This is a genomic window from Candidatus Frankia nodulisporulans (genome assembly GCF_902806475.1).
Taxonomy (GTDB): domain Bacteria; phylum Actinomycetota; class Actinomycetes; order Frankiales; family Frankiaceae; genus Frankia; species Frankia umida.
The window spans coordinates 1-26163 of sequence record NZ_CADCWS010000037.1 but is presented as its reverse complement, the minus strand read 5'-3'; the positions used below and the strand labels follow the sequence as shown (position 1 = coordinate 26163).

Below are 26163 nucleotides of genomic sequence, written 5' to 3'. Positions count from 1 at the left end.
GTGGGCCCGGCGGCGAGTCGACCGTGGTGATCCAGGCAAGCACGGTCAGCAAGCGGTTCGTCTCCTACCGCAACCGGGCGACCAGTCTCAAGGAGCGCTTCGTCCGGCGCGGCGGTCCGGCCGGTGAGGACTTCTGGGCCCTGCGCGACATCGAGGTGACCATCGGTCGCGGGCAGACCGTCGGCCTCGCCGGCGCGAACGGCTCGGGCAAGTCCACCCTGCTCAAGGTGCTCGCCGGCATCCTGCGCCCGAGCAGCGGCTCGGTGACGGTGCACGGTCGCATCGCCTCGCTGCTGGAGCTCGGCGCCGGGTTCAACGGCGAACTGTCCGGGCGGGACAACGTCTACCTCAACGCCTCCCTGCTCGGCCTGTCCCGCCGGGAGATCGATCGACTGTTCGATTCCATCGTCGACTTCGCCGAACTTCGGCACAAGATCGACGATGACGTGAAGCACTACTCGTCCGGCCAGTACGTGCGGCTCGGCTTCGCCGTGGCGGTCCACGTCGACCCGGACGTGCTCCTGGTGGACGAGGTGCTCGCCGTCGGCGACGAGGCCTTCCAGCGCAAGTGCCTGGCCAAGATCGCCGAGTTCCGCGCGCAGGGGCGCACGATTTTGTTCGTCACGCACTCGCTCGATCTGATCGAGCAGATGTGCGACCGGGTCCTCGTCCTGGAATCCGGCGAGATGATCTTCGATGGGCCGCCGGCGGTCGGCACGAAACTGCTGCGCCAGAAGCTCGGCAGCCTGCCCTCCGACGGCCCGGTGGACTGGCAGTACGCCACGGTGCGCCCGCAGTCGGTGGGGTTCAGCCGCCATCCCGACGGCCCGACCACGGTGCAGTTCGATCCCGGCGAGCAGCTCGTCGTCAGCGTCGAACTCGACCTCGGTGAGGGCGCCCCCGAGGCCATCTACCTGCACGCCTACATCGTCGGGCAGGACGAGATCCCGATCTGGATGATGGAGACACCCCCCGGCGGGTTCCGACTGGGCCCCGGTCGTCATGTGGTCGACTTCGCGGTGCCGCACCTGCCCGAGCTGCTCGGAGCGTTCGCCGTGAAGGTCCACGTCTCGGACGCCGCCACGGGCGTCCCGGTGACGACCCGCCGCTTCGACGAGCTGTTCGGCGTCAGCGGGACCCATGCGGGTGGACTTCTCAAGGTCGACTACGAGGCGAGGCTGCGCGGATGACGGACCAGACGACCAGCACTCCTGCTGCGGTCACCCCGGATACCACCAGTACCACCAGTACCACCAGCGCCACCACCGCGACGGGGGCCGCGCAGCCGCTGGCGACCATCGTGATCGTCAACTGGAACGGCGCCCATCTGCTGCCGGCCTGCCTCGACGGTGTCGCCAAGCAGGACGCGTCCTTCGCCTACCGGACCTGGGTCGTCGACAACGCCTCCACCGATGGTTCCCGGGAGCTGCTCGCCGAGCGGTACCCGTGGGTGCATGTGGTCGCCGCCGACAGCAATCTCGGCTTCGCCGGCGGCAACAACCTGGCGTTGCGTTCGGTCACCACCGAGTACGCGGTGCTGCTGAACAACGACGCGGTTCCCGAGCCGACCTGGCTGACCGCCATCCTCTCGCCGTTCACCGAGCCCGGCGGTCAGCACCTGGGCGCGACCACCGGCAAGGTCGTCTTCCTGCCGCGGTTCCTGCGGCTGCGGCTGCACACCGCGACCTTCGTCCCCGGCCCGCACGACTCCCGCGAGCTCGGGGTGCGGGTGTCGTCGGTGACGGTCGACGGACGTGAGGTGCTCCGCGAGGTCCTGTGGGAGAAACTCACCTACGGTGCCGAGGGGCCCGCGTCCTCTCCGTACTTCTGGACCCGCGGGGACGGCGAACTGTGCGTGCCGATCCCCGAGAGCGGCCCGGCCACCCTCGGGTTCACCTGGGCGGCCGAATCCCTCAAACAGGTGACCCTGAGCTGGGACGGTCCGACGACCGGCGCCGACACCACCACCACGGGCGGGCGCGCGGAGCTGTCGGTCAGCCCCGAGTCGGCGACGGTGACCGTCACCGTCGGTGGGGACGCCCCCCGCGTCGACGTGATCAACAATGTCGGCGGGATCGTCCTGGTGGACGGCTACGGCGCCGACCGTGGCTACCAGCAGGTCGACACCGGCCAGTTCGACCAGCCCGAGGACGTGTTCACCGCCTGTGGCAACGGCATGGCGATCCGCGGCTCGCTCGGCCATGAGCTCGGCTGGTTCGACGACGCGTTCTTCCTGTACTACGAGGACACCGACCTGTCCTGGCGGATTCGGGCCCGGGGCTTCGCGATCCGCTACGTGCCCGGCGCGGTGCTGCGGCACGTCCATTCGGCGTCCAGCGTCGAATGGTCACCGTTGTTCGTCTTCCATACCGACCGTAACCGACTGCTGATGCTCACCAAGGACGCCACCGCTCGCCTCGCGCTGTCGGCGGTGCTGCGTTACCCGGTGACGACAGCGTCGATGGCGCTGCGCTCGCTGCGGCAGGCCCGCGCCGCCCGTGGCCGTCCGGCGATCCGCCCGACGCTGCTGCGCCTGCGGGTGATCGGGTCGTACCTGCGGCTGCTGCCCACGATGCTGCGGGCCCGCCGACAGATCGCCGCCACGGCCACCGAGCGCCGCGGCAGCCTGCAGAGCTGGCTGGTCTCCCGATGAGCACCGACACCCCGGGGCCCGACAACCTGGAACCCGACAACCTGGGGCCCGACGAGCCGGCGACGGGGGCGGCGGCCACGCCGAGGCCGGGGGCCGGGGTGCGCGCGGCGGTCTACAACCGGTTCTGGCACTCGATGGGCGGCGGCGAACGGCACAACGGGATGATCGCCCAGGTGCTGGCCGCCGACGGCGCGGACGTCGACATCCTCGGGCATTCCGACGTCGACCTGGCCGCCCTCGGCAGCCACCTCGGCCTGGACCTGCGCGACTGCCGCTACGTGCGGCTACCCGACCGCGGCGAGCAGGCCGTGGCGGCGCTGTCCGCCGACTACGACCTGTTCGTCAACGGTTCGTACATGAGCCGGATCGAACCGCAGTCGGCCCGCTCGGCGTACCTGTGTTTCTTCCCGACGCCGTTCGACCACGACATGGCACCCTGGCGCAAGGCCGCGGTGCGCACCGCCGGCCCGTTGCTGCGCGGGATCCGTCCGGCGGTGAGCTTCGGTGTCGGCTGGTACCCACCGGAGGGCGGTCGCCGTCGCCAGTGGACATGGACGAACGGGTCGGCGATCCTCGCGGTGAGCCCGGGTGAACGCCGGACGCTGCGGGCCGACATCGGCCGGCCGAGCGCACCCGGTGGCACATCCCTGCGGGTACTCGACGCGGGCGGCCACGTGCTGGCCAAGCTGGAGATCGGCCCGGATTTCGCCCCGTTCGAGGTGCCGTTGCCCCCGTCGGCGGACGGCACCGAACTGACCCTGGTCAGCGACGCCTTCTCCCCCGGCGCCGCGGACGTGCGCGAACTCGGGGTGGCGGTGAGCCGGCCACGGGTCACCGACGGTGGCGAAGGGCCGATCGCCCGGCTACCACTGCGTTTCCCCTGGCTGCTGCGTGACCCGGCGGATCTCACCCACCTCGACCACTATGACGTGATCATGGCCAACTCGCGGTTCACCCGCGGCTGGATCGCGAAGCTGTGGAAGCGGGAGGCCGACGTGCTGTTCCCGCCGATCCAGGTCGACCGGCTGCATCCGGCGCCGGTGCGGGAGAAGGCCGTCATCACCGTCGGACGCTTCTTCGCCCCGGGACTGGGCCATGCCAAGCGGCAGCTGGAGATGGTCGAGTGGTTCGGCGCGCTCTACCGCGCCGGTGACCTGCCCGGCTGGTCGATGCACGTCGTCGGTGGCTGCGAGGAGTCGCAGAAGCCGTACCTGGAGCAGGTCCGCGCGGCCGGCGCCGGGCTCCCGGTGCACCTGCATCCGAACGCGCCGCGGGCCGAGGTGGAGCGGCTGCTCTCGACCAGCTCGGTGTTCTGGTCGGCCACCGGCTACGGCGAGGACGACCGCCGCCGCCCCTGGACGGCCGAGCACTTCGGGATGACCACCGTCGAGGCGATGGCCGGTGGCTGCGTGCCGGTGGTCATCGACCGCGCCGGTCAGCGGGAGATCGTCCGCCACGGGGTGGACGGCTACCGGTGGACCGGTCCCGAACAGGTCGCCTCGTTCACCCGCCGGCTCGCCGCCGAGGACGACCTGCGCTCCCGGCTGGCCGGCGCCGCCATCGACCGGGCCGCGGCGTTCTCGGACGCGGCCTTCGCCGACCAGTGGGCCGACATCGCCACCCGTCACCGCCTCTACCAGGGCTGAGCGGACCCGCCGGATGAGGATCGTGCTCGACGCGACACCGCTGCTCGGCCGGCGCACCGGCGTCGGGCGTTACACCGAGTACCTGCTCGCCGGTCTCGCCCGGCTCGTCGCCGAGGCCCGCGGCCACAGCGGGGACGCGGGCGCACCGGCCTACTGGGAGCTGGCCGCCACCGCCTTCACCTGGCGTGGGCTGGACGACCTCGCCGGCGCCCTGCCCCCCGGGGTGCGTCCGGCCGCCCGCCGGGCCCCGGCGCGGTTGTTGCAGGAGGGCTGGCTGCGTGGCGAACATCCCGCCATCGAATGGCTCACCGGCGCCGCCGACGTGGTGCACGGGACGAACTTCGTGCTCCCGCCGCTGCGCGCCGCCCGCGGTGTGCTGACCATCCACGACCTGTCCTACCTGCGCACCCCCGACACGGTCAGCGCCGCCTCCGCCCGCTACGCCGACCTGGTGCCCCGCGGTCTGCGCCGGGCCGACGCGGTGCTCACGCCCAGTCAGGCCGTCGCCGACGAGGTGATCGCCGCCTACCGGCTCGACCCGGCGCTGGTCACCCCGACCCCGCTGGGTGTCGACGACGCCTGGTTCACCACCGACCCGCCGACCGCGGCCTGGCGGGCGGCCCACGGCCTGCCCGAGCGGTATCTGCTGTTCGTCGGCTCGGTCGAGCCGCGCAAGAACCTGCCGGTGCTGTTGGCGGCGGTTCGCCGGCTGCACGCCACCGACGCCGACGCGCCGCCGCTGGTCCTCGTCGGCCCGCCCGGGTGGGGTCCCACCCTCGACCTGGCCGGGATGCCTCCCGGTAGCGTGATCACCGCCGGCTATCTGGACGCCGGTGAGCTGCGCTCCACCGTGGCCGGGGCCAGCGTGCTGTGCTTCCCGTCCCGGTACGAGGGTTTCGGCCTACCACCGCTGGAGGCGCTCGCGGCCGGCGTGCCGGTCGCCGCCGCCGACATCCCCACCGTGCGTGAGGTCACCGGCGAGCTGCTCGGCTCCCCGGCCAGCCCGCTGCGGCTGGTTCGCCAGACCGGCTGGGACGCCTTCGCCGACGACCTCGCCAGCGCGATCCTCGACCTGCTCACCGCCCCCGGCGACGCCGACGCCGGTCGCCGCCACGCCCGCACCTTCACCTGGCGACGCACCGCCGAACTCACCGCCGCCGTCTACCGCCGCGTCGCCGAGACGTCCTAGCGCGACCGCGAGCAGCACCAGCCCGACCAGCGCGCAGCCGGCCAGCAGGCCCAGCCCCGGGCGGGCCGGACCCGGTCCGGTGATCGACCAGGCCACCCGCAGCCGGTCGAACCCGTCATAGTGGCCAAGCACATGGCGTTTCCACGCCAGTTCCCGCGTCAGGACCGCCACGGTGCTCCACGCCAGCCCCACCACCACGGCCACTGTCGGCACCCCCCAGCGGCCCAGCGGCAACGCGTTCACCGCCAGCGCCATCACCACCGCGAGGACCGGCACCATCGGCAACAGGTAGCGGGCGAACGGCGCCCCGCCCGCGGCCATGTAGCCCACGAGCGTCACCACCACGAGTACGCAGTGCCCGCCCACCATCAGCCAGGCCACCCAGCCACTTCCCGCGACCCAGCCACTTCCCGCGGCCCGGTCGGCGGAGGGCACCGGGTCGCGGCCGCCGGGCGGCGGCTGTCGCCGACGACGGTGCCACCACCACACCGCGCGCAGCGCCGCGGCGACCAGTCCCACACCGGTCAGCACGCCCACGGCGACCTCGATCCGCGCCGGCCATCCGGTCACCAGCATCGGCCGTCCCAGCAGGCCGCGGTACAGCCGCCACCACAGCTGCCCGTCGTGGAGGACATGCTCCACCGTCGGTCGTGGACCCGCGATCGGAAACATCCGGGCGATCCGCCCCGACGCCGTGGGATCGCCATAAAGATGGTCGTTACGCAGGTAGAACCAGCCGATGGCGGCGATCGTCACGCCCAGCGGTACCCCCGCCGACGCGACCCCGACGCCCAGCCGCCGCCACCGTCGTCCCGACGCGCCCAGCGCGGCCCCCACCCCGACGGCGGGCAGCACCACCGCGAGCGCCACCGCGCCACTGGCCCGGCTGGCCGTCGCCGCCGCCGCCAGCACCGCGACGCCGACGACGAGCCACGGACGTGGCCCCCGTCGGATCAGGGCGACCGCGGCCGCGAGCAGCCCGGTGATGGTCGCCATCGCCAACACGTCGTTGTAGATCTGCCCGGACGTCGTCACCACCAGCCCGAGCACCGCGACGATTCCCGCCGCGCCCACCGCCACCGCCGGCCGCCGGGGCAGCAGTTCCCGCGCGAGCGCCGCGGTGGCCACCACCAGCCCCACCCCGAAAACCACGTTGAGCGCCCGCGCGGCCGCGAACCCGACCCGCGGCCGGCCCAGGCTAGCCCCGATCCGCAGGGGCACCGACTCGGCGACGTAGAACAACGGCGGATGGTTCGCCGTGTAGATCAGGTCGAAGCTCGTCACCGGCCGCGCGAGCGGCACCCCGCACAGCTGTCGGGCCCGGGCCTCGACCGCCGCCCGAACCCGCGCCGCCGGCACCTCGCAGTCCACCGGCAACCCGGGCATTCCCGGGATTCGGGCCCGCATCGGCGTGTCGATGGTGGGTAGCGATCCGTGCCCGATCTCCATGGCATAGGCGGTGTGCTGAGCCTCATCCCCGCTGGTGAAAGGGGCGACGACAGCCGCCACGAGCAACCCCAACGAGGTGAGGATCAGCCCCGCCCCCACGACACCGGCCACCACCCAGCGCCGCGCCGACGCCCCCCACGTCACCGATCCCCCCGATCCTCACCGCTGCGCCGGGGACGGTCATCCACCCTGGCGGGGCAGTCGATCCACCCACCCTGACGGCCGATGTCGCACAACCCGGACGAACGCGATCACACCCATCATCGCTGCCAGCCCGATCAGCCCGATCACCGCACCCAGGTACCGGTAGTCGAAGCCCGACGTGACCGCCGACAGCACCAGGGTCGTGCCACCCGCGCCCGCCGCCAGGCAGTACAACCGCAACAATCCGCCGCTTCCACCCTCGGCCGCCGGTGTGGCCGCGTGCGCCGTCACCGGTTCCCCCGGTGGCCGCGGTGTCCGCGGTGGCCGCGGTGGCCGCGGTGGCCGCGGTGGCCGCGGTGGCCGCGGTGGCCGCGGTGTCCGCGGTGTCCGCGGTGGCCGCGGTGGCCGCGGTGGCCGCGGTGGCCGCGGTGGCCGCGGTGGCCGCGGTGGCCGCGGTGGCCGCGGTGGCCGCGGTGGCCGCGGTGTCCGCGGTGGCAGCATGGCTCTGCCTCGTCGACCGGGGCGTGCTCGCCAGGTCCGGACGGCCCCGACCGCGGCGGCGGCCAACCCGGCGACCAGACCAACGCCGACCAGCGGCATCAGTGGGTAGGACACGCGGGACCAGGCGGCGAGCGGCCCTGCCGGCGCGCGCACCGTGGTCGCCACGAAATAGCCGTCGTCGGCATGCGGATCGTCCGGCGGCAACGCGTTCGTCCGGTCGGTGGGCAGCTCCCAGGTATCGGCCCGGGAGGTCTTCGTCGTCACGTGCGGTACCGGCGAGAAATAGCCGAGGAGATAGCGGGCCGAGGAGGTGACGAGCATCCACGGCTGGTCACGCACCACCTCATGGGCGAACCGGCCGGCGAGCTCCTCCCGACCGGGCGGAACACGCCGGTTTCCCTGCCGCAGAGGCGAGTCCGCGGGCCACAGATAGCGCACCGGAGCACCTCGCTGATCGACCGGTCGCGGGTCACACAACGAGCGCAGTTCGGCCCCCGCGATGTCGGTGCAGTCGGCGAACGGCGCGACCCGGCCGTACAGAAAGAAACCCGAGTGCGCCGACACGGTGAAACCCGCCCCCTCGGCGGCGCTCCATCCCGCGTACGCCCCGGCGGGCACCGCCGCGCCCAGCAGGAGCGCCAGCACCGGCAGCATCCGCCGCCCCGGATGGACCCACCGCCACGGCAGGCGGGATGCCCGCCCCGCGCCGGACGGCCCCGCCCCAGCCCGGGCGGCGTCGAGAACCAGGACGATCAGGGCGACGGCGAGCGGCCCGTACCCGACGGTCCGCACGCACAACGCCGCACCCAGCAGCGCTCCGGCCGCCGCCGCCACCGGCGCCCGGACGCGCCGAGGCCAGGCCAACAGGACGACCCCGGCCCCCACGAGCACCCCGAACAGCGAGTCAGCCAGCACGAACTGGCCCAGATCCAGCACCCAGGGAGCGAGCAGGGCGGGCGCCGCGGCCAGCGCGGCGAGCCACGGCCGGCGCACCACGCGCAGCGCGGACGCGTAGAGCCCGGCCGCGACGACCAGCGTGAGCCCATGCTGGATCAGCACGATCCGGGTGATGTGCTCCGGCCCATCCACCAGCCGCAGGAAGATCGGATAGCCGGACGGCCGCCAGTCCCCCGGCCACAGACCACGCCAGGCCTGGTCGAGGTAGGCGCCCGAATCCCCCAGATACATCAGCCCCGGTGGGTAGGCGACCATCACCAGGACCCGTGCGACCACCCCCAGCAGCACCAGCGCGCCGAAGACACCATGGCGCCGCACCACCCGTCGAATCCGGCCGACCGGCGCGGCGATACCTGCCGAAGATGGCCCGGTGCCAGCCGGAGGTGCGGCGGTGCCTGCCGGAGGTGCCGCGGTGTCGCCGTCCATCGTCTGCCAGTCTCGCAGGCACTCCGGCGGTCACCGGCAGTCGGGTCACGGCCATCACGGCTCGCCCGACCCGCGGCGGCTCACCCGCGGGGCGAAGGTGATCGCCCACCATCCGCGCGGCGGTCGCGGATGCCAGGAGCTGACGGCCGGCGCTCAGCCGCGTAGATCGGCTCCGGCGGCGTCGAAGGCCGCGCGCAACGCGTCCCGCCAGGAACGCAACGGGGGTAGTCCGACGTCGAGCCAGGAACGGGCGGACAGCACCGAGTACGCCGGACGGGCCGCCGGCCGGGGGAAGGCGGCCGTGGTGGTGGGCGACACCACCTGTGGATCGAGACCGACCTCGGCCATGATCGCGCGGGCGAAGTCGAACCAGGTGGTCTCGCCGGCGTTGGTGCAGTGGTAGACCCCGGGCGGCGGCTGGGCGGCGGCGAGGTCGAGCAGCCCGGCGGCCAGATCCGCGGACCAGGTCGGCGAACCCGCCTGATCGTCGACGACCGACACGGCACCGCGTTCCTGAGCCAGCCGACTGATCGTCTTGACGAAGTTCCGCCCGGTCTGGCCGTAGACCCAGGCCGTCCGCACCACGTAGGACGACGTCGGCAGCAACGCGCGGACGGCCTCCTCGCCGGCGAGCTTGGTCCGTCCGTACGCACCGGCGGGGCCGGTCTCGTCGTCGGTCTCGTACGGCTTGTTCGCCGTCCCGGCGAAGACGTAGTCGGTGGAGACCTGCACCAGGATGGCGTCGACCTCGGCGCAGGCCGCCGCCAGATGCGCGGGACCGGAGGCGTTGATGGCGTAGGCCGCGGACTCGTCGGCCTCGGCCGCGTCCACATCGGTCCAGGCTGCCGCGTTGATGACGACCAGCCCACCCTGCACCTTCGCCGGACGGGCCTGATCGCGTATCACCGCGCGCACCCGCGCCGGATCGACGATGTCAAGCTCGGCCCGGCCAAGACCCGCGTAGGCGTGGACAGCGGAGTCAGGATCGGCCATTCGGATCTCGAGCAGCCGGCACAGGTCTGCCCCCAGCTGCCCGGCCGCACCGGTCACGAGAACGCGCACGGCCCGAGTCTGGCAGACCCACCCGCCGCCATCGCCACGCCACTCGAGACACCTGGTCATGTCCGATGCCCACCGGCCTGAACACCGATCAGTAGGTGCAGGTGGCAGTGAGGGAGCTCGCGGTGGTGGGTGAGCTCGAGCCGTCCGTGCCGTCGGAGGTGCCGGGCCGTGTGCTGCCCGCCGCCGGGTCGGAGGTGGCGGCGCCCGCGCCGGAGGTCGTGGTGGGTGTGGCGACGGTGCTGGGTGTCTCGATGGTGCTGGGGTCGAAGTCGGCGCCGAGGACGAGGGTGATCCGTCCGGCGGGGGCGTCGGGATCGGCACGGGTCTGACTGTCGGGGATGGCGGCCCGCACCGATTCGGCGGCGGCTCGACCGCCCGAGGCACCCTCGGCTCCGGCGACGCCCGCGCCCCTGGCCGTCCCGGCCGTGCCAGAAGGACCAGCGGTACCAGAAGGGCCAGCAGAGCCGGCGGTCGTGGAGGTGCTGGTGTCGCCGGGGCGGTAACGGATCTGGGTCTGGGTGAGTCTGCCGCCGGGCCAGTCCCGCACCGACCTGACCCGGAAGCCGGCTCGGGTCAGCGTCGAGGATGTCGTGGTGGCCAGTCCCGGTATGTCGGCGGCGTTGTAGACGTCGATGGTGATCCGCCCGGGCGGTACCGTCCCGGCGGCGCCGGAAGCCGAGGACGAGCCCGGACTCGGACTGGCGGTGCCGGTGGAGCTTCGGCCGGGACGTCCGCGCAGGGGAGCGAGGAACTTCTCCAGGGCGAGCGGATCGTAGAGCTGGACGGCGCCGAACCTGGGCAGTTCGCCGATCGCGTTGCCGCCTTCGGCGGGTGTCGGGGTGTGCACGGGGATGGTCTCGAACCGGATCTGGTCGCTGGACAGGCCGCGCAGCCGGGTCGCGAGCGCCCGCAGGTCGTTGATGCCCGTGCCGTCATCGACGGTGAGCGCGCCGGTCGCCGCGTGCAGCAACGACTCGAGTTTCACCGGGTTCGTGAGCACGCCGGTGGAGGTCGCCTGGGCGAACACGGCGCCGATGAACTGCTGCTGGCGGCGAATCCGGTCGAAGTCGTTGTCCGGCAGGCCGTGGCGTTGACGGACGAACGCGAGTGCCTGCTCTCCGGAGAGCCGGTTCGCGCCGACGTGGCCACGCCACTGTGACCACGGGTCGTACAGGTTCGCCTTCGACCCGCTGGGCAGCGCCTTCACACAGACGGTGACCCCGCCGAGCGCGTCCGTCATCGACTTGAAGCCGGCCAGATCGATCGAGACATAGTGATCGATCCGGATGTCGGTGAGATCCTCCAGCGTCCTGATCAGCAGGCTGGGACCACCGAGCGTGATCGCCGAGTTGAGTTTGCCCCGGCCGTGGCCGGGGATGCGCACCAGGGTGTCACGGGGAAACGAGACCATGGTCGTCGTCCCGTCCGCGTCGAGATGGGCGAGGATCGCGGTGTCCGAACGTTCGTCGGTGACGGCGCCGCCACGCTGGTACTCGTTGCCGGTGCCGGCCCGGCTGTCCGAGCCGACCAGCAGATAGTTGCGGGTGCCGCTGGCGGCGTCGGCCGGGCGATCATCGCCGAGCCCGAGCCGAATCCGGTGGATCTGCGCGCCGAAGTACTGGTAGGCCGTCCAGGCACCGGCCGTGGTCACCAGCACCACGGCCGACATCGCCGCCGCCAGCACCAGTGTCAGGCGTCCCAGCGTGGAGCGCGACGGCGCCGGACCGGCAGGGCGGGCCGGAAGCGTCAGACGGAACAGGTGCGCCGAGCGAACCGGGCCGGCCGGCGGGGCCGGTGTCTCGGACGTCGTCAGCGGCGGCGGCGGATCATCCGACGGGCGCGACGGCGCATCGGTCACCGCTCCCCCTCCCCGACGGCCAGGCGCGACCTGCTGCGATGCGACGATGACCTACTGTGCGGTAGCGCGTCTTTCGACTACTCAACGTACCCGCACTGAGCCACCCGTACCCGGCACCGACCCGATGGCGCCCGAAAGGCGGCCAGCGAAGCACATGGCCAGCGTGGACGCCGCCCACCCGACAGAGACACGGCTGGTGATGGATGCCACACCGGACGTGACTTTCCGTACGTTCAACTACACGCGATAGGGTTTCGGATCATGAAAGCCCTCGTCCTTGCCGGTGGCTCGGGAACCCGTCTACGGCCGATCACCCATACGTCCGCCAAACAACTGGTACCGGTGGCGAACAAGCCGGTGCTCTTCTACGGCCTGGAGGCCATCCGGGACGCCGGGATCCTTGATGTCGGCATCATCGTCGGCGAGACCGCCACGGAGATCGAGACGGCGGTCGGCGATGGATCGACGTTCGGGCTGCGCGTCACCTACATCCGCCAGGAGGCCCCGCTCGGCCTGGCCCACGCGGTGCTCATCGCGCGGGACTTCCTCGCCGACGAACCGTTCGTCATGTACCTCGGCGACAACCTGATCATCGGCGGCATCGCCGGTCTCGTCGAGGAGTTCCGCCGCACCACACCGGACGCGCTGATCCTGCTCACCAAGGTCGACAACCCGTCCGCGTTCGGCGTCGCCGAACTGGGCGCCGAGGGCCGGATCCTCCGGCTGGTCGAGAAGCCGCTGGTCCCACCGAGCGACCTCGCCCTCGTCGGCGTGTACATGTTCGGCACGGTGATCCACGAGGCGGTGCGCTCGATCAAACCGTCGGCCCGCGGCGAACTGGAGATCACCGAGGCCATCCAGTGGCTGGTCGACGGCGGGCGGGAGGTGTCCTCCCACCTCGTCGAGGGCTACTGGAAGGACACCGGTCGTCTCGACGACATGCTCGAGACCAACCGGCACCTGCTCGAATCGATCGAGCCGGCCATCCACGGCAGTGTGGACGCGGACAGTTCCATCGTCGGCCGCGTCATCATCGAGGAGGGCGCGTCGCTGGTCCGCTCGACCGTGCGTGGCCCGGCCATCATCGGCCGTGGCACCAGCCTCGTCGACACCTACGTCGGCCCGTTCACCTCGATCTTCCACTCGTGCACGATCGAACGCACCGAGATCGAGTACTCCATCGTCCTGGAGCGGGCGACCATCCGCGGCATCGGCCGCATCGAGGACTCCCTGATCGGACGGGACGTCGAGGTCATCCCGTCCGCGGCGCTCCCCAAGGCCCACCGCCTCATGCTCGGCGACCACTCCCGCGTCTCGGTGGCCACCCTCCCCGGCAACTGACCCCGCACCCACCGCCCGTTCCCCGCGGCCAGGACCACGAGCTACCGGGAGTCGACCTCGGTCGGAGCGGGTTCCGGTTGGACGGCGGCTGGTTGCGACCCCACCAGCTGGGCCGGGACAGTACCGGGTGTGGTCCCAGTCCGGCCGGCCGCGACGATCACGCCCGCCGCTGTCCGGTCAGGCTGGAGGGACCCGAGGGTCGCGGCGGCGAACAGGGCGGCGACGAGCGACACCGCGGCCAGGACGAACGTGGCGATGGTGACGCCGGTCGGGAACGGCGCCCAGCGGCCGATCGCGGACACCACGTCCGGGATGCGGGCGGGTGTGAACGACACCTGCCGGGGCAGCCAGTAGTAGCTGCAGACCGCGAGCAGGGCGGCGCCCTGCATGAGCACCGCGCCGATCAGGACGACGAGCGGGCCGAACCGCTCCCGAGCGCGCAGCACCCGGCTCAGCCCGAGCGCGACGACCACGCCGAGCCCGACGAGCCCCAGGTAGAGATAGCGGCCCTGCACCGCGATCCCCCGGGTGTAGACCTTGTAATCCCCCCAGCTGCGTTGGCCGACCGACAGGTAGGCGAAGGCCACCGGCAACAACAGCACCACCACCGACGCCGCACCCCACAGCCGCACCCCGCGCCCCACCGCGTCATCCGGCCGGGCACCGGCGCCGCCCCCCTCGGGACGGGCCAGCCGCCGCTGACCACCACCCACCACAGCCACCACGCTGAGCCCGACGACGACCACCGTCGCGAGGACGATGGCGATCGGCGACAGCTGCGGCGGCTCGAACATGCCGAGCCCACCCCAGAACCGAGAGATCATCGTCCGGACGAAGTACCAGAACCACGTGAGGAACGAATCGGGCAGCAGCAGCGGTTCCCGCCGCGGCGGATTCGTCGCCCATCCGTTCGGCTGGACGGCGTCGTACAACACGTAGTTGCGCACCCACCACCAGCCACCGACGGCGAGCCCCAGCCCGACCGCCAACGCCCCGGGAACCCACGGCAACGACCGCACCAGCCCCCAGCACGATCCCAGCCTCGACCGCTCCCGCCCGGTCCGGACGCCACCACCGTCCGGGCCGCCCGAGGTGACCTGGACATCCGACCCTGCCTGGACGTCCGATCCACCCTGGACATCCGACCCGGTCTGGACGTCCGAGGTACCGCCGGCACGGCGCACCCGCCACCAGCCGACGAGATAGGCGGCCACGATGATCACTGGTGTGGTGAGCGCGAAGGCCTTCGACAGCAACGCGAGCCCGAACCACAGGCCGGCCCAGAGGGCGGTGCGCCGACGCAGGTCACCGCGCATCACACCGGCCAGGACGACGGTGAGCGCGCCGGTGGTCAGCATGAGGATGCCGTCGTTGTTGAACGTGGCACCCACCCGGGTGAAGCCGGGGATCGCCAGGGGCAGCGCCGCGGCGGCCAGCGCGGCGGGTTCACCGAGACCGAACCGACGGGCGGCGAGAAAACCCAGCACCGGCAGCGGCCCGACGACCAGGATGTTCAGCAGACGCAGCACGAACACCTGCTGGTCGTACGGCCAACCGTCCGACCCGGGCAGGGCGTCGAGCAGGAGCGCACCGGCAGCGTAGATCATCGGCGGGTGCTGGACCATCTGGTTGGACAGTCGTCCGTCGTCGACCGGGGTGGGACCACCGAGTTCGTCGAAGGACCGGCGTTCACCGCGCGGGGTGGGGTCGATCTCGGCGAACGGCTCGGCGCCCCGACGTTTGCCGCCGGACTGGAACATGTCCGCGTAGCGGCCTCGGTCGAAGTCGTCGGACGTCGCCGCGACCCCGCTCGCGATCATCTTCCGGCCGGGCGCCGGCCAGCCGTCACCGTGCTGCAGCCCGTAGACCATGTCGACGTGCTGCGCCTCGTCGTAGCCCGCCCACGTCGGGTAGACGAAGGCGTAGCTGAGCAGCATCGCCAGATGAGCGGCGGTGATGAGCAGGAGAAGCAGGGGGCCGCGCCGCACCCGTCGCCTCGTCGGTTTCGGGGCATCCATGGTTGACGTCAGGGTAGACGACCCAGCTGGGCGCCCCGCCGGGACGGCTCGTGGCATCGCCCGGTCGGGGGATGGCCCGGTCGGGTAGGTGGCCGTTCCCCGCCCCCACCGATGGGCCACGACCATCGGGTCTGATTGACCGTTCCAGCCCCGTTCCCGGCCGCGAGACGCCCTCGGCGGACGTCCGAATCGCCGGATCTGTGCTGAAGTGAAATCACGACGCAGGCCGCAGACGCGATTACCAGGCTGCCGCTCAGAGCCGCCCGACCAAGGAGCGCCAGCGACCCGTGACACCCCATTCCCGGCCGGCGCCACCGCCGTCAGCGCCGGAACCGGCCCGCCGCCGGGGGTCGGACGAGGATCCGCCGGCGGCCTGGCCGCTGCCCACCCGTTCGCGCGGCCATCGGCGGGACCGCCCGACGATTCTCGTCCTGCGGCCACACGAGAACGCTGACCCTGACGCGCCCCAGACCGCCGCGCCCACCCAGGCGCTCGGCATCGTGCCCTCCTCCGGTGCCGAGCCGTCCTCAGGCGTTGGGCCGTCCTCAGGCGTTGGGCCGTCCTCAGGCGTTGGGCCGTCCTCAGGCGTTGGGCTGTCGCCGGACACCATGCTGTTGTCGGGCACCGTGCCGTCGTCGGGGAGCACCACCCAGACCCACGCGCTGGGTCATGCGCAGACCGCGTCGCCCACCCAGGGACTGGGTCGGCACCGGGCGCAGCGAACACCGCCGCCGCTGTACCACCCGTCCGCACCGGCCCGCCGGGCACACGTGACGTGGCACCAGCCGACGGAGCACTTTCCCGCGATCGAGTCCCCACCGATCCCGCCGCTGCCACCGGTGCCGCCGCCTCCCTCGGTGCCGCCGCCACGCTCGACTCGTTCGGCCCGCTCGGCTCCGCCGCTGCCGTCGGTCCTGCCGCCCGGACCGGTGCCGCCACTTCCGTCGGTGCCACCGCCTCCGTCGGTACCACCGCCACGCTCGGTGCCGTCGGGTCGTTCGGTGCCGTCGGGTCGTTCGGCCTGGTCAGTGCCGCCGCCACGGTCGGGCCGGCCGGTTCCGGTGGGATCCTCGGCGCGCTCCGCTCCCGCTGGACGCTCCGCTCCCGCTGGACGGTCGGCTTCCGCTGGACGGTCGGCTTCCGCTGGACGGTCGACCGCCGCGGTCACCGTCCGGACGCCGGTCCGCGCGCCGCAGACCCGGATGCCCGATGCGCGGCCGGGCTCCCGCACGGCCCCCACCCACGCCCTGAGGTCGCCCGTCCGGGGTCGGGACACGACCGGATGGGAGACTCCCCGCCGGTCACGCCGTCCGCTTCCGCCCCACCTGGACCCCCGCCGGCCTCGACGCTATCGGCCGTTCTCGCAGCGGCTCCTGCTCGCGGCCTGCGCGACGCTGTCCACCCTCGTGCTCGCGGTCACCTCGCTCGGCTGGGTGGCCTACCGGCACTTCGACAGTGCCGTCACCCGCGAGGACTGGAAGATCGCCGGGACACGGCCGGTCGCGGCGGCGGGCGCGGAGAACATCCTGCTGCTCGGTGACGACAGTCGGGACGGCACCGACGGCGAGTACGGCACGGTGGACGGCGTCCGATCGGACACGACGATCATCGCGCACCTGGGCCCGGACGGCTCGGCGACACTGCTGTCGTTCCCCCGCGACATGCTGGTCCCGGTGCTGCCGAAGGCCAAGGCCAACGCCCGCGACGGGCACGCCAAGCTCACCGAGGTGCTCCAGCTCGCCGGTGTGCCGGGGCTCGTCACCACGTTGGAGTCACTCACCAACCTCAAGATCGATCACACCATCTCGATCAACCTCGCGGGCTTCCGGGCCATGACGGACGCCGTCGGTGGTGTCACCGTCTGCGTGACACCGTTGCCGGACGGCTCCACCCGCAACCTGCACGACGCGATGTCCGGCTGGAGCGGCCGCCTCGGCGAGAACCGGTTGGACGGACGGGGTGCCCTCGCCTTCGTCCGGACCCGCTACGCGCTCGGTGACGAACGGCTGCGCATCCTGCGTCAGCAGCAGTTCCTGGACCGGCTGCTGACCGCCGCCACCAGCGCGGGCGTCCTGACCAACCCGGCGAAGATCTCCGCGCTGCTCGGGGCGGTCGGTGGGGCGCTGCGGGTCGACTCGGGCCTTGACCAGGCCGCGCTGCTCAGCCTGGCCCGCCGCGCCAGCGAGGCCGGCAGCGGCGGGATGCGGTTCCTCACCGTCCCGACCCACATCGCGCTGCCCGCGGACGGCGCCGTCGACGACCATGGCACCGTCCCCCCGCACGGCGCGGTGCTCATCGCCGACCAGGCCGGACTGAACCGCATGCTCACACCGCTGCTACCGGACGGGGTATCGCCCCCGAACACGCCCTCCACCGGCGGCACCACCACCGCTGGCGCCGGGGGCTCGGCCACCACGCCGGTCGGGTCGCCGTCCTCGGTGAGCATCGCGGCCGTTCGTAACGCCACCAGCCGCACCGGACTCGCCGCCCGGACGGTCGACGGTCTGCGCGCCCTCGGATTCACTGGTCCGATGACGACCTCGACGACGACCGGTCAGGCCCAGACCGAGATCTACTATCCGCCGCGGCTTCGGGAACAGGCGAGTGTCCTCGCCAGCCGCATCCCCGGCAGCCAGCTGGTCGCCACCTCGCCACCAACCCCGCTGCCCCCCACCACCTCGGCGCCGGGCGAGTCGTCCACCTCCGGACGCACCACCGCCGGCACGGGCAGCTCCGCCGGCACGGATGGCATCGTCCTCGCTGTGGGCACCGACTTCAGCGGGCTGGTCAGCGCCTCGAACACGCCCACCTCGACCGCCAGCTCCACTGGTGGCGGTGGCGGTGTCACCGCGGGCGCACCGACCGATCCCGCGTCGGCGATCAGTGGCGTGAGCTCCGCCGCCGCCGGCACGCCCGCCAACACCTCCTGCACACCGTGAGCACCCCGAACGCGACGAGCGCCACGTCCTCGCGGCTGGTCCGCGCCGCGGACCTCATCCTCGCGGCACCGGCGGTGGCCGACGACGAGGCGACGTCGGCCACCGGAACCGGCCTACCGGGGGTGGGGGCGCGGGGCATCGCCGACCTGCTGGCGCGTCGCCTGGCGGCCGACCCGTCCCGTCCGCTGGTGACGTTCTACGACGACGAGACGGGCGAGCGGGTCGAGTTCTCCGCGACGACGCTCGACAACTGGGTGGCCAAGACCGCGAACATGCTGGTGGACACGCTCGGTCTCGGCCCCGGCGACCGGGTGGGGATGGACCTGCCCCCGCACTGGCTGGCGCTGGTGATCGCGCTCGCCACCTGGTCCGCCGGCGGCGACCTCGTCGTCGCCCAGCAGCCCACGGACCAGCAGCCCACGGACCAACCGAGCGCGAGCTCGAAGGTCGCGGCGCTGGCACCGACGACCCCGCTGCACGCGTTGTTCGTCGCGCAGGACCGCCTCGACGCGGCCGCGGATCTGGACGTCGACGAGACGGTCGCGCTGTCGCTGCGTCCGCTGGGTGGCCGGATGACCCGGTCCATCCCCGGTGTGCTCGACTACGCCGTCGAGGTGCCCTCGCACGGTGACCGCTTCGGGGCGCCGCCGCCTCCCTCGGTGCAGGCCGACCTCGTCCGGCGCGCGCTGCGCACGGCGGTGGGGTGGCGGCTTGGGGCGTCCGACCGGCTGTTGGTCACCGCCACACCGAGCAGCACGACGGGGCTGCTCGGCGGACTGCTCGCGCCGCTTTCGGCGGGGGCGTCCGTGGTGCTGTGCCGCCGGCTCGATCCGGACCTGCTGATCCGCCGGATCGAGGCCGAGCGCGTGACCGCGATCGTCACCGACACCCCGACGGTGGACGGGCCCGCCGTGGACGCGCGATCGGGATGGCCGGGGGAAGCCGCGGCCGGTGTCCGAGTACTCCGGTTGCCCGTCTCCACCTGAGACCGTCCACCTGAGGCGACCGTGACCCGCCGAGGGACGCTCTGCCGGACGACGGCCTGCCCCGCCTGACCTGGGCCGCCCTGGCCTGAGGGTGCGACCCGGCCGGGTGAGGTGGGTAACCCGGCCGGGGTGAGGCCCGATCGTGGCCTCGTGGCGGCCGACCTCCGAGGGTAGCGACTACTGTCAGGAAGCGATTGGTCGCTCAGGTCGCTCAGGTCGCAATGGGGAGGTGTCGAGCGTGCGCGCACAGCCGCGTCCGACGATCAGCGTCATCGGCACCGGCTACCTGGGGGCGACCCACGCGGTGTGCATGGCCGAGCTCGGGTTCGAGGTGCTGGGTGTCGACATCGACGCGAACCGGATTCGTCAGCTGTCCGCCGGCGACACCCCGTTCTACGAGCCGGGACTCGCCGCCCTGCTGCGCAGCAACCTAGAGGCGGGCCGGCTCTCCTTCACCCGCTCGATCGCCGCGGCCGTCGACCATGCCGACGTGCACTTCATCTGTGTCGGGACACCGCAACGTCCCGACTCGCAGGCCGCCGACCTGCGTCACGTCGACGCCGTCATCAGCGGGCTGATCGCCGCGGGACTCGGGCCACGATCCCTGGTGGTGGGCAAGTCGACGGTGCCGGTGGGGACGGCTGCGAGGCTCGCCGCCCGGATCGCCGCGGCCGCCCCGGGGGCCGAACTCGCCTGGAACCCCGAGTTCCTTCGCGAGGGCTTCGCCGTCGAGGACACCCTGCACCCCGACCGGCTGGTCTTCGGGGTCACCTCCGGCGGCCGGGCCGAAGCCGTGCTGCGCGCGCTGTACAGCCGGATGATCGACGCATCGACGCCCGTCATCGTCACCGACTACGCCACCGCCGAGCTGGTGAAGGTCGCCGCGAACGCCTTCCTCGCCACGAAGATCTCCTTCATCAACGCGATGTCCGAGGTGTGCGACGCCACCGGCGGGGATGACGCCACCGGCGGGGATGTCGTGGAGCTCGCGGACGCCCTGGCCCACGATGATCGGATCGGGCCGCTGTTCCTGCGGGCCGGCATCGGCTACGGGGGCGGCTGCCTGCCCAAGGACGTCCGGGCGTTTCAGGCCCGCGCTCGGGAACTCGGCGTTGGTCCGGCGCTGTCCTTCCTGGGCGAGGTGGACGCGGTGAACATGCGCGCTCGGGCCCGGGCGGTGCGGCTGGCGCACGAGCTGCTGGGCGGAGATCCGATGAACCGGGCCGTCGCCGTGCTCGGCGCCGCCTTCAAGCCGAACTCCGACGACATCCGTGACTCACCGGCGCTGGACGTCGCCACCGCCCTGCGCCGGGACGGCGCGCATGTCGCCGTCTACGATCCGGCGGCCGCGGCGAACGCTCGGGACCGTCATCCCAACCTGCACATCGCCGACTCGGTGATCGGCGCGGTGGCCGGCGCCGAGATCGTCCTGGTCCTCACCGAATGGTCGGAGTTCCGCACGCTCGATCCCGCCGCGCTGCGCCGCCATGTCGCCCGGCCGGTCGTCATCGATGGACGTGGCGTCCTGGACCCCGACGCCTGGCGCGGCGCCGGTTGGACCTACCGGGCTCTCGGTCGGCCACCGCGCCCGGCCACCGTCCGCCACTACGCTCCGCGGCACCTCGCGGAACGCCCCCTGCCGGAGCGGCCCACGTCAGAGCGGCACCTCCACCAGGGCGCCGGTCTCCACGTCGTAGACAAAGCCGCGCACTGACGTCGTGGCCTGCAGGAAGGGGGACGAACGCAGAATCCGCAGGGAGAGCCGGACATCATCGGCGACGTCCGTGAAGGCCTGCACCGACCATTCGGGGCGGACCCCGGTGTCCCGCTCCAACTGATCGCGGAAACCCTCTTCGGTGATCTTCTCCATGCCGCACCCGGTGTGGTGCAGCAGGATGATCTCCTTCGTGCCGAGGGCGTTCTGACTGATCGCCAGGGAGCGGACGACATCGGTGGTGACAACGCCGCCGGCGTTGCGCAGGATGTGCGCGTCGCCCTCCCCGAGGCCGAGTAGTGCCTCGACGTTGAGCCGCGCATCCATGCAGGCCACGACGGCCACTCCGAGTTCCGGCGGCGCCGGCAGCGCGCCCTGCAGGCCGGCCTCCTGGCGGCGAGCCGGGTTACCCGCGGCGTAGGTCAGCAGCACTTCCGTCGCCGTCGCCGCACCGGTCACGTCACCTGCCGGGCGACGCCCGCCCACGCCCGGCACCGTCGCCGCCGCCGGTACCCTCACCGCCGCCGTCACTGTTGCCGTTGCCGTTGCCGTATCCGTGCCGTTCATGGTGTCCGTCCCTCCCGATCGATGGTGCCGTGCTCCGCAATGTCAGGATGCCGCCCCGCCGCCCGAACCGGCCATCGTTCCCCACATTCGCCAGCGTCGCGACCGCCACGTTGCCTGGCATTACGAGTCGGATGCATCACTCACCGTAGAGTAGGGAACACCACTACGGTGGATCGAGCACACAGAGTCGAGCATTTGATCACCCTTGGCGACGGCAGGCTCGGAGGGGCAGCGGTCCCGACGTCCGCGGGGACGCTCGAGGGAGGGGGTGGCGAAGCGACGGGTTCCGGCCAGCCGGTACTCTCCTCGGGTGGTAAGAATCGATCGAGGTCGCCTGTGGTGAAGCACCGACAGGGACGGTCGCCGCTGCAGCTACTCATCCACGAGCTGGGCAAGTTCGGCCTCGTCGGTGGCGTCTGCTACGCCATCGACTTCCTGGTTTCGAACCTGTGTCACACGCTTCTGGGAATGGGTCCGCTCAGCGCGAAGACGATCTCCACCGTCATCGCCGCGACCTTTTCCTATATCGGAAACCGGCAGTGGTCCTTCAACCACCGCGCCCGGACCGGTCTGCGCCGCGAGTACACGCTGTTCTTCATACTGAACGTGGTCGGCCTCGTGATCGCGCTCGGATGCCTCGGGTTCGCCCGGTACGTGCTCGATCTGCGCGGAGTGCTCGCCTTCAACCTGTTCGGCAACGTGCTCGGCACGGGGCTCGGCACGGTGTTCCGCTTCTGGGCCTACAAGAAGTGGGTCTTCCTGCACCCGGACGACCCCAAGGCCGCACCGCGCGCCGACCTGCCCACCGAACTGCCCGCCCGGGTGCCAGAGCACGCCGGCCGGATCTGACCCGCGCACTGACCTGAGCTGACCTGCGACGACCGGGCGCCCACTGGGCTGCCCGGTCGTCGTCGTCTCACCGGAGGGGCCGGCCCCGCAGCCGGTCGGCCTCCTGTCTGTCGAGAAGGCGACCGGGTGTCCCGTTCGACGGGAAAGCCCCTACCATCAGTACCAAGCCCGGTCTGAGAGGTTGGTCGCCTTCGGCGTATCCCGCCGGGCACCGACGCAACGGAGTGGCCGTCCGATCAGGATGCCGTTCCCTCCGGCGCGACGACAGCGCGCGGCGAGACGCCTGCGCGCGGCACCGGCGGCACAGGAGGAACGCATCATGCAGTCACCGGGCTCCAGCACTCCGGACCCGGACGCCGAGACCCGACGGGTCGACGGCGCGCCCGGCTACTCGGGAGGCGTCGACCCGTACGACGAGCAGACCCGGATCGCGGGCGACGAACGCGGCGGCTGGCCGGCCGGCGGTTCCCCGAACAACCCGTCCGGCGGCGGCTACTCGCAGGGCTCGTCGGGCTACGGCGACTCGGCCGGCTACGGCGCTCGGCCGGCTACGGCAACTCGGCCGGCTACGGCAACTCGGCCGGCTACGGCGGCCCGACCCAGTCGGGCGACCAGGAGCCACAGACCCAGATCCTGCCGGACGGCTATGCCACGAACGCACACTCGGCACCCGGCCAGCCCGGCGGCAGCGGTTCCTACCCGCCCCCCGGAAACAGCGGCGGCACGTCCGGTGACTACGGCCAGGACCAGCGCGGCGGGCAGAGCGAGGCCTACGGTGCGCCGACGGCCGGCTATCCGCAGGGCGGCTACCAGCAGGGTTCGGGTGACAGTGGCCAAGGCTACGACCAGCAGGGCTACGGCCAGCAGAATTACGACCAGCAGGGCTACAACCAGCAGGGTTACGGCCAACCCGGCTACGGTCAGCCCGGTTACGGCCAGCAGCCGGGCTACCCGGCTGGCGGGCAGTATCAGCAGCCCCACGACCAGCAGGCCTACAACCAGCAGGGTTACGGGCAGCAGGGCTATGGACAGCCCGATGCCTACGGCAACTACGGCGGTTACCCGCCCGCCGGCGGCGGCGGCTCCCCCCAGGGCAACGGCTCGGGGCGACGACGGGCCCTGATCATCGGTGCGGCCGTGGCCGCGTTGCTCCTGCTCATCATCGTGCCCGTGATCGTGCTCACCGGCGGCTCGGATGGCGACAAGCCGTCGGCCAGCGCCTCAGCACCGCCGGTCGTGTCCTCGTCGGCCTCGGCCACCACCACCCCGTCGCCGTCGACCACCCCGAGCTTCTCCCCGAGCTTCTCCCCGAGCCCGTCACCGAGCGCGTCCAGTGGGTTCAGCCCGGCGGAGAGCACGCTGCTGGCCAAGCTCAAGAGCTCCGCGATGACCGACTGCCAGCCGAACAGCACCGCCGAAGGCGGTCACATCCTGGCCGCGCTGGTCTGCCACTCCGACGACGGCAAGGACGTCGCCGCGTTCTCCTATGCCACCCGCAGCGATCTCGACGCGGATGTCGATGTGCGCAAGGCGCAGGTGACGTCCACCAACGGCAGTTGCAAGAACGGCGAGAACGAAGTGTTCACCTGGAACTTCCACGAGGGTCAGACGGAAGGCACCGCCATCTGCAGCACCCAAAACGGCGCTCCGGCCATCTACTGGTCGTACAACACCAAGCTGGTCGCGTTCACGGCGACCGGAAGTGACGGCGCCGGGCTCTACGAGTGGTGGAGCGGCTTCGACCCGGTACCGCAAAGCTGAACCGAAAAGATCCACATCCAGACGGGATCTCGGCGGGATCTCGGCCGGCCGGGATAGGGCTGCATTTGTTTGCCAGTAGCCCTATACCGGCTGTATCCGCACGGTAGTGCGCCTACGCTGGTGGCCGGATACATCACCACGCTCGGGAGGAACCGTGCCGAGTCCCGGCAGCGGCGACGACGAAGCGCCACGCTCCGCCGAGCAGCCGCCACCCCAGCCGTTCATCGGCGACGGGCTGCCGGGTCCAGACGCGGATTTCGACGACTCCGAGCGCACCATCCTGCAGTCCCCCGGGCAGCGTCCGTTGGTGCCAGGACCTGGCCCTGGGTCCGGGCCCCGGGTGGGCTCGCCCTACGAGCCGCCGCGCCCACCCGGCCCGCCGGCATCCGCCGCGCCGCCGTGGCTGGGCGGCCCGTCCGGGCCGTATGGGCAGCCCTCCGGGCCGCCCTCTGGCTTTCAGGGTGGGCCGCCGCCCGGGCCGCATGGCGGGCCGTTTCGTCCCGGCAGCCCATCCGCGCCGTCGGCGCCGCCGCTTCCACCGGATTGGCAGTCGCCGTATCTGGCCGGCGGACCTCCGTCCGGGCCACAGCCACCCATGGCACCGATGGTGCCCATGGTGCCGCCGGGTTCGATACCGCCTCGGCCACCGATGCCACCCGGTCCGCCTGGACAGTTCACATCCCCGGGGTCTCCGGGACGGCCGGGGCCGCCCGGTCCCCCCGGGCCTTCCGGGCCGCCCGGCTCCTTTGGTCCACCACCTCCGCCGACCGGGCCTCGAGGCATGTCCGTCCCGCCGGGGCAGTCAGGGCCGGCGGGTGGTTCCGGCTCGTTGGCGGGTCCGCCGGGACCGCTCTACTTCGCGCCACCCGGCCAACCGCCGCGTGCCACGGGCCCCTCGCCCGTCCCGCCGCCTGGCAATGCTTTGTCACCAGCAGGATCGCCGCCAGCTGGACCGGCGTCCGTTGGCGGCTCCGCCCACGGCGGCGCTGCCAGAGCAGACAACGATGATCTCACCTACCGGCTGACTCCGCCGCCGGTCACGCTCGCGTCCGCGCCACCGCTGTCCCCGCCTGGCCCCGTACCAGCACCGGCAGGGGGTCGGCCCGCACCGGGAGCACCGATTCGGCCCATCGGACCCACCGGACCTGGCCTGTATGGCGGTCCCGCTGGTCCTGGGGGTCCTGGGGGTCGGCCTGGGCCTCTGCCCGGTCTTGCCGCGCCGACGAGACCCGCGAACCCCACGGATGAGCAGGACGACGAGCGGGAGGTGACATCGGGTTTCACCAGCCTTCCGCTGCCGGTGGTACCCGACGCCGCGGCCCCGGGCTCGTTCGCACACCCGGTCACCCATCCGGTCGCGCGTCCGGCGCCGCCCGACCTCGGCTTCGACGCGGACCCCGAAGAAGAGGATCTGCTGCCCGGACTTCTCCCCGGGCTACCAGCTCCCCCGGCGCCGCTGCTGCCCGCACCCGGCGGACCGTACGGCTCTCCGGGGGCCGCCGGGGGCGGGCGGGCCTGACCGGAACAACCGACACAAGATCCTCGTCGACCGGCGGCTGCTGTTCGCCGGTGTCGGCGCGCTGGTCGCGCTCGTCGTCCTGTTCGGCGCCCTCGCCCTCGCCGCTGGGGAGTCCGACTCGAGCATCGACGCGGCACCGATCATCGCGACAGCGAGCCCGGTCGGAGGCCCCGTCGGCGATGCCCGTGAGGCGCTTCGGGCCATGCTCAACCCAGCCGTGATGTCCGGCTGCACCACACCGGCCCGCAGCGACAGCGCCTACGCCGACGCCACACTCACCTGCAAGGCTCCCGGTAACCGTCAGGTCGCCGCGTTCCACTTCGCCAACCGGTCGGCGCTCGACCGGCAGATCGGTGCCCGCGAGGCGTTCTACTCGGACGAAGGGTCCTGCGACGACGGGCAGCAGAGCTCGGAACGGTGGACCTCTCCCACCGACAAGCCCGGCGGCACCCGGCTCTGCTACTTCTTCGCCAATCACTTCTACGAGTTCTGGAGCTCCGACACCCAACTGGTCGCGTTCTCGGTCGATGATCCGGACCCCGCCCGGCTCAACTCCTGGTGGCACTCGTTCGATCCGTTGCGCC

18 protein-coding genes are annotated in these 26163 nt (G+C 72.2%); 12 read left to right on the top strand and 6 right to left on the bottom strand.

Translation table 11 applies throughout. From position 1 onward, the window contains the following. The 4 genes from G6R24_RS06165 to G6R24_RS06150 all read left to right on the top strand — a co-directional run. Positions 1-1190, top strand: a 1190-nt coding sequence (locus G6R24_RS06165; protein ID WP_163548198.1) for an ABC transporter ATP-binding protein, incomplete at its 5' end; no start/stop codon positions are given. After that, positions 1187-2653 carry a glycosyltransferase gene (locus G6R24_RS06160; protein ID WP_163548197.1) on the top strand — a complete coding sequence of 489 codons (1467 nt, stop codon included), beginning with the start codon at positions 1187-1189 and terminating at the stop codon, positions 2651-2653. The genes G6R24_RS06165 and G6R24_RS06160, both read left to right, overlap by 4 nt. Further along, a complete protein-coding gene (locus G6R24_RS06155; RefSeq protein ID WP_163548196.1) occupies positions 2650-4299 on the top strand; it encodes a glycosyltransferase in 1650 nt (549 codons plus the stop codon). The genes G6R24_RS06160 and G6R24_RS06155 overlap by 4 nt, the downstream gene beginning before the upstream one ends. Before the next feature lie 13 nt (positions 4300-4312). Then, positions 4313-5488 carry a glycosyltransferase family 4 protein gene (locus G6R24_RS06150; RefSeq protein WP_163548195.1) on the top strand — a complete coding sequence of 392 codons (1176 nt, stop codon included), beginning with the start codon at positions 4313-4315 and terminating at the stop codon, positions 5486-5488. A gap of 1629 nt (positions 5489-7117) precedes the next feature. Here G6R24_RS06150 and G6R24_RS06140 read toward each other — a convergent pair. The 3 genes from G6R24_RS06140 to G6R24_RS06130 form a co-directional block, all read right to left on the bottom strand. After that, the gene (locus G6R24_RS06140; protein WP_225438178.1) at positions 7118-8860 is read right to left on the bottom strand and encodes a hypothetical protein; all 1743 of its coding nucleotides are present in this window, start codon (positions 8858-8860) and stop codon (positions 7118-7120) included. Positions 8861-9118: 258 nt separating this feature from the next. Continuing rightward, positions 9119-10027, bottom strand: a complete 909-nt coding sequence (gene rfbD, locus G6R24_RS06135; protein ID WP_225438177.1) for a dTDP-4-dehydrorhamnose reductase — start codon at positions 10025-10027, stop codon at positions 9119-9121. Between the two features lie 88 nt (positions 10028-10115). Beyond that, complete coding sequence (locus G6R24_RS06130) at positions 10116-11885, bottom strand: LCP family protein (protein ID WP_391530152.1); 1770 nt, start codon at positions 11883-11885, stop codon at positions 10116-10118. Between the two features lie 261 nt (positions 11886-12146). On the opposite strand from G6R24_RS06130, the gene G6R24_RS06125 reads away from it, so the two are divergent. Then, positions 12147-13226 carry a glucose-1-phosphate thymidylyltransferase gene (locus tag G6R24_RS06125; protein WP_163548194.1) on the top strand — a complete coding sequence of 360 codons (1080 nt, stop codon included), beginning with the start codon at positions 12147-12149 and terminating at the stop codon, positions 13224-13226. A 41-nt stretch (positions 13227-13267) separates the two neighbouring features. On the opposite strand, the gene G6R24_RS06120 is transcribed toward G6R24_RS06125, so the two are convergent. Further along, a complete protein-coding gene (locus G6R24_RS06120) occupies positions 13268-15214 on the bottom strand; it encodes a glycosyltransferase family 39 protein (protein WP_455424440.1) in 1947 nt (648 codons plus the stop codon). Between the two features lie 1232 nt (positions 15215-16446). Between G6R24_RS06120 and G6R24_RS06115 the strand changes: the two genes are divergently transcribed. From G6R24_RS06115 to G6R24_RS06105, 3 genes are all read left to right on the top strand, one after another. Next, positions 16447-18183, top strand: coding sequence for an LCP family protein (locus tag G6R24_RS06115; RefSeq protein ID WP_163548192.1), 1737 nt, complete (start codon positions 16447-16449; stop codon positions 18181-18183). Further along, on the top strand, positions 18180-19169 hold the full coding sequence (locus G6R24_RS06110) for a TIGR03089 family protein (protein WP_225438176.1): 990 nt from the start codon (positions 18180-18182) through the stop codon (positions 19167-19169). The genes G6R24_RS06115 and G6R24_RS06110 overlap by 4 nt, the downstream gene beginning before the upstream one ends. Positions 19170-19398: 229 nt before the next feature. Further along, entirely contained in the window at positions 19399-20883 is a 1485-nt protein-coding gene (locus G6R24_RS06105; RefSeq protein ID WP_163548191.1) for a UDP-glucose dehydrogenase family protein, read from the top strand. On the opposite strand, the gene G6R24_RS06100 is transcribed toward G6R24_RS06105, so the two are convergent. Then, entirely contained in the window at positions 20824-21378 is a 555-nt protein-coding gene (locus tag G6R24_RS06100; protein ID WP_420840656.1) for a beta-class carbonic anhydrase, read from the bottom strand. The genes G6R24_RS06105 and G6R24_RS06100 overlap by 60 nt on opposite strands. 411 nt (positions 21379-21789) lie before the next feature. Here G6R24_RS06100 and G6R24_RS06095 point away from each other — a divergent pair, with 411 nt between their 5' ends. Then, a complete protein-coding gene (locus G6R24_RS06095) occupies positions 21790-22299 on the top strand; it encodes a GtrA family protein (protein ID WP_163548189.1) in 510 nt (169 codons plus the stop codon). 1058 nt (positions 22300-23357) lie between these two features. On the opposite strand, the gene G6R24_RS06090 is transcribed toward G6R24_RS06095, so the two are convergent. Further along, positions 23358-23669: a hypothetical protein gene (locus tag G6R24_RS06090; protein ID WP_163548188.1), complete on the bottom strand. Its 312-nt coding sequence runs from the start codon at positions 23667-23669 to the stop codon at positions 23358-23360. Positions 23670-23685: 16 nt separating this feature from the next. On the opposite strand from G6R24_RS06090, the gene G6R24_RS06085 reads away from it, so the two are divergent. The 3 genes from G6R24_RS06085 to G6R24_RS06075 form a co-directional block, all read left to right on the top strand. Beyond that, on the top strand, positions 23686-24060 hold the full coding sequence (locus tag G6R24_RS06085; protein ID WP_163548187.1) for a hypothetical protein: 375 nt from the start codon (positions 23686-23688) through the stop codon (positions 24058-24060). A 1267-nt stretch (positions 24061-25327) separates the two neighbouring features. Next, on the top strand, positions 25328-25579 hold the full coding sequence (locus G6R24_RS06080; RefSeq protein ID WP_163548186.1) for a hypothetical protein: 252 nt from the start codon (positions 25328-25330) through the stop codon (positions 25577-25579). 202 nt (positions 25580-25781) lie between these two features. Beyond that, on the top strand, positions 25782-26163 hold a 382-nt coding region (locus tag G6R24_RS06075; RefSeq protein ID WP_163548185.1), incomplete at its 3' end, for a hypothetical protein.

Coding starts and splice junctions, on each gene's coding strand:
- G6R24_RS06155 (WP_163548196.1), top strand. CDS start 2,650: ATGAGCACCGACACCCCGGGGCCCGACAACCTGGAACCCGACAACCTG.
- G6R24_RS06125 (WP_163548194.1), top strand. CDS start 12,147: ATGAAAGCCCTCGTCCTTGCCGGTGGCTCGGGAACCCGTCTACGGCCG.
- G6R24_RS06160 (WP_163548197.1), top strand. CDS start 1,187: ATGACGGACCAGACGACCAGCACTCCTGCTGCGGTCACCCCGGATACC.
- G6R24_RS06085 (WP_163548187.1), top strand. CDS start 23,686: ATGACCGACTGCCAGCCGAACAGCACCGCCGAAGGCGGTCACATCCTG.
- G6R24_RS06150 (WP_163548195.1), top strand. CDS start 4,313: ATGAGGATCGTGCTCGACGCGACACCGCTGCTCGGCCGGCGCACCGGC.
- G6R24_RS06115 (WP_163548192.1), top strand. CDS start 16,447: ATGCCCGATGCGCGGCCGGGCTCCCGCACGGCCCCCACCCACGCCCTG.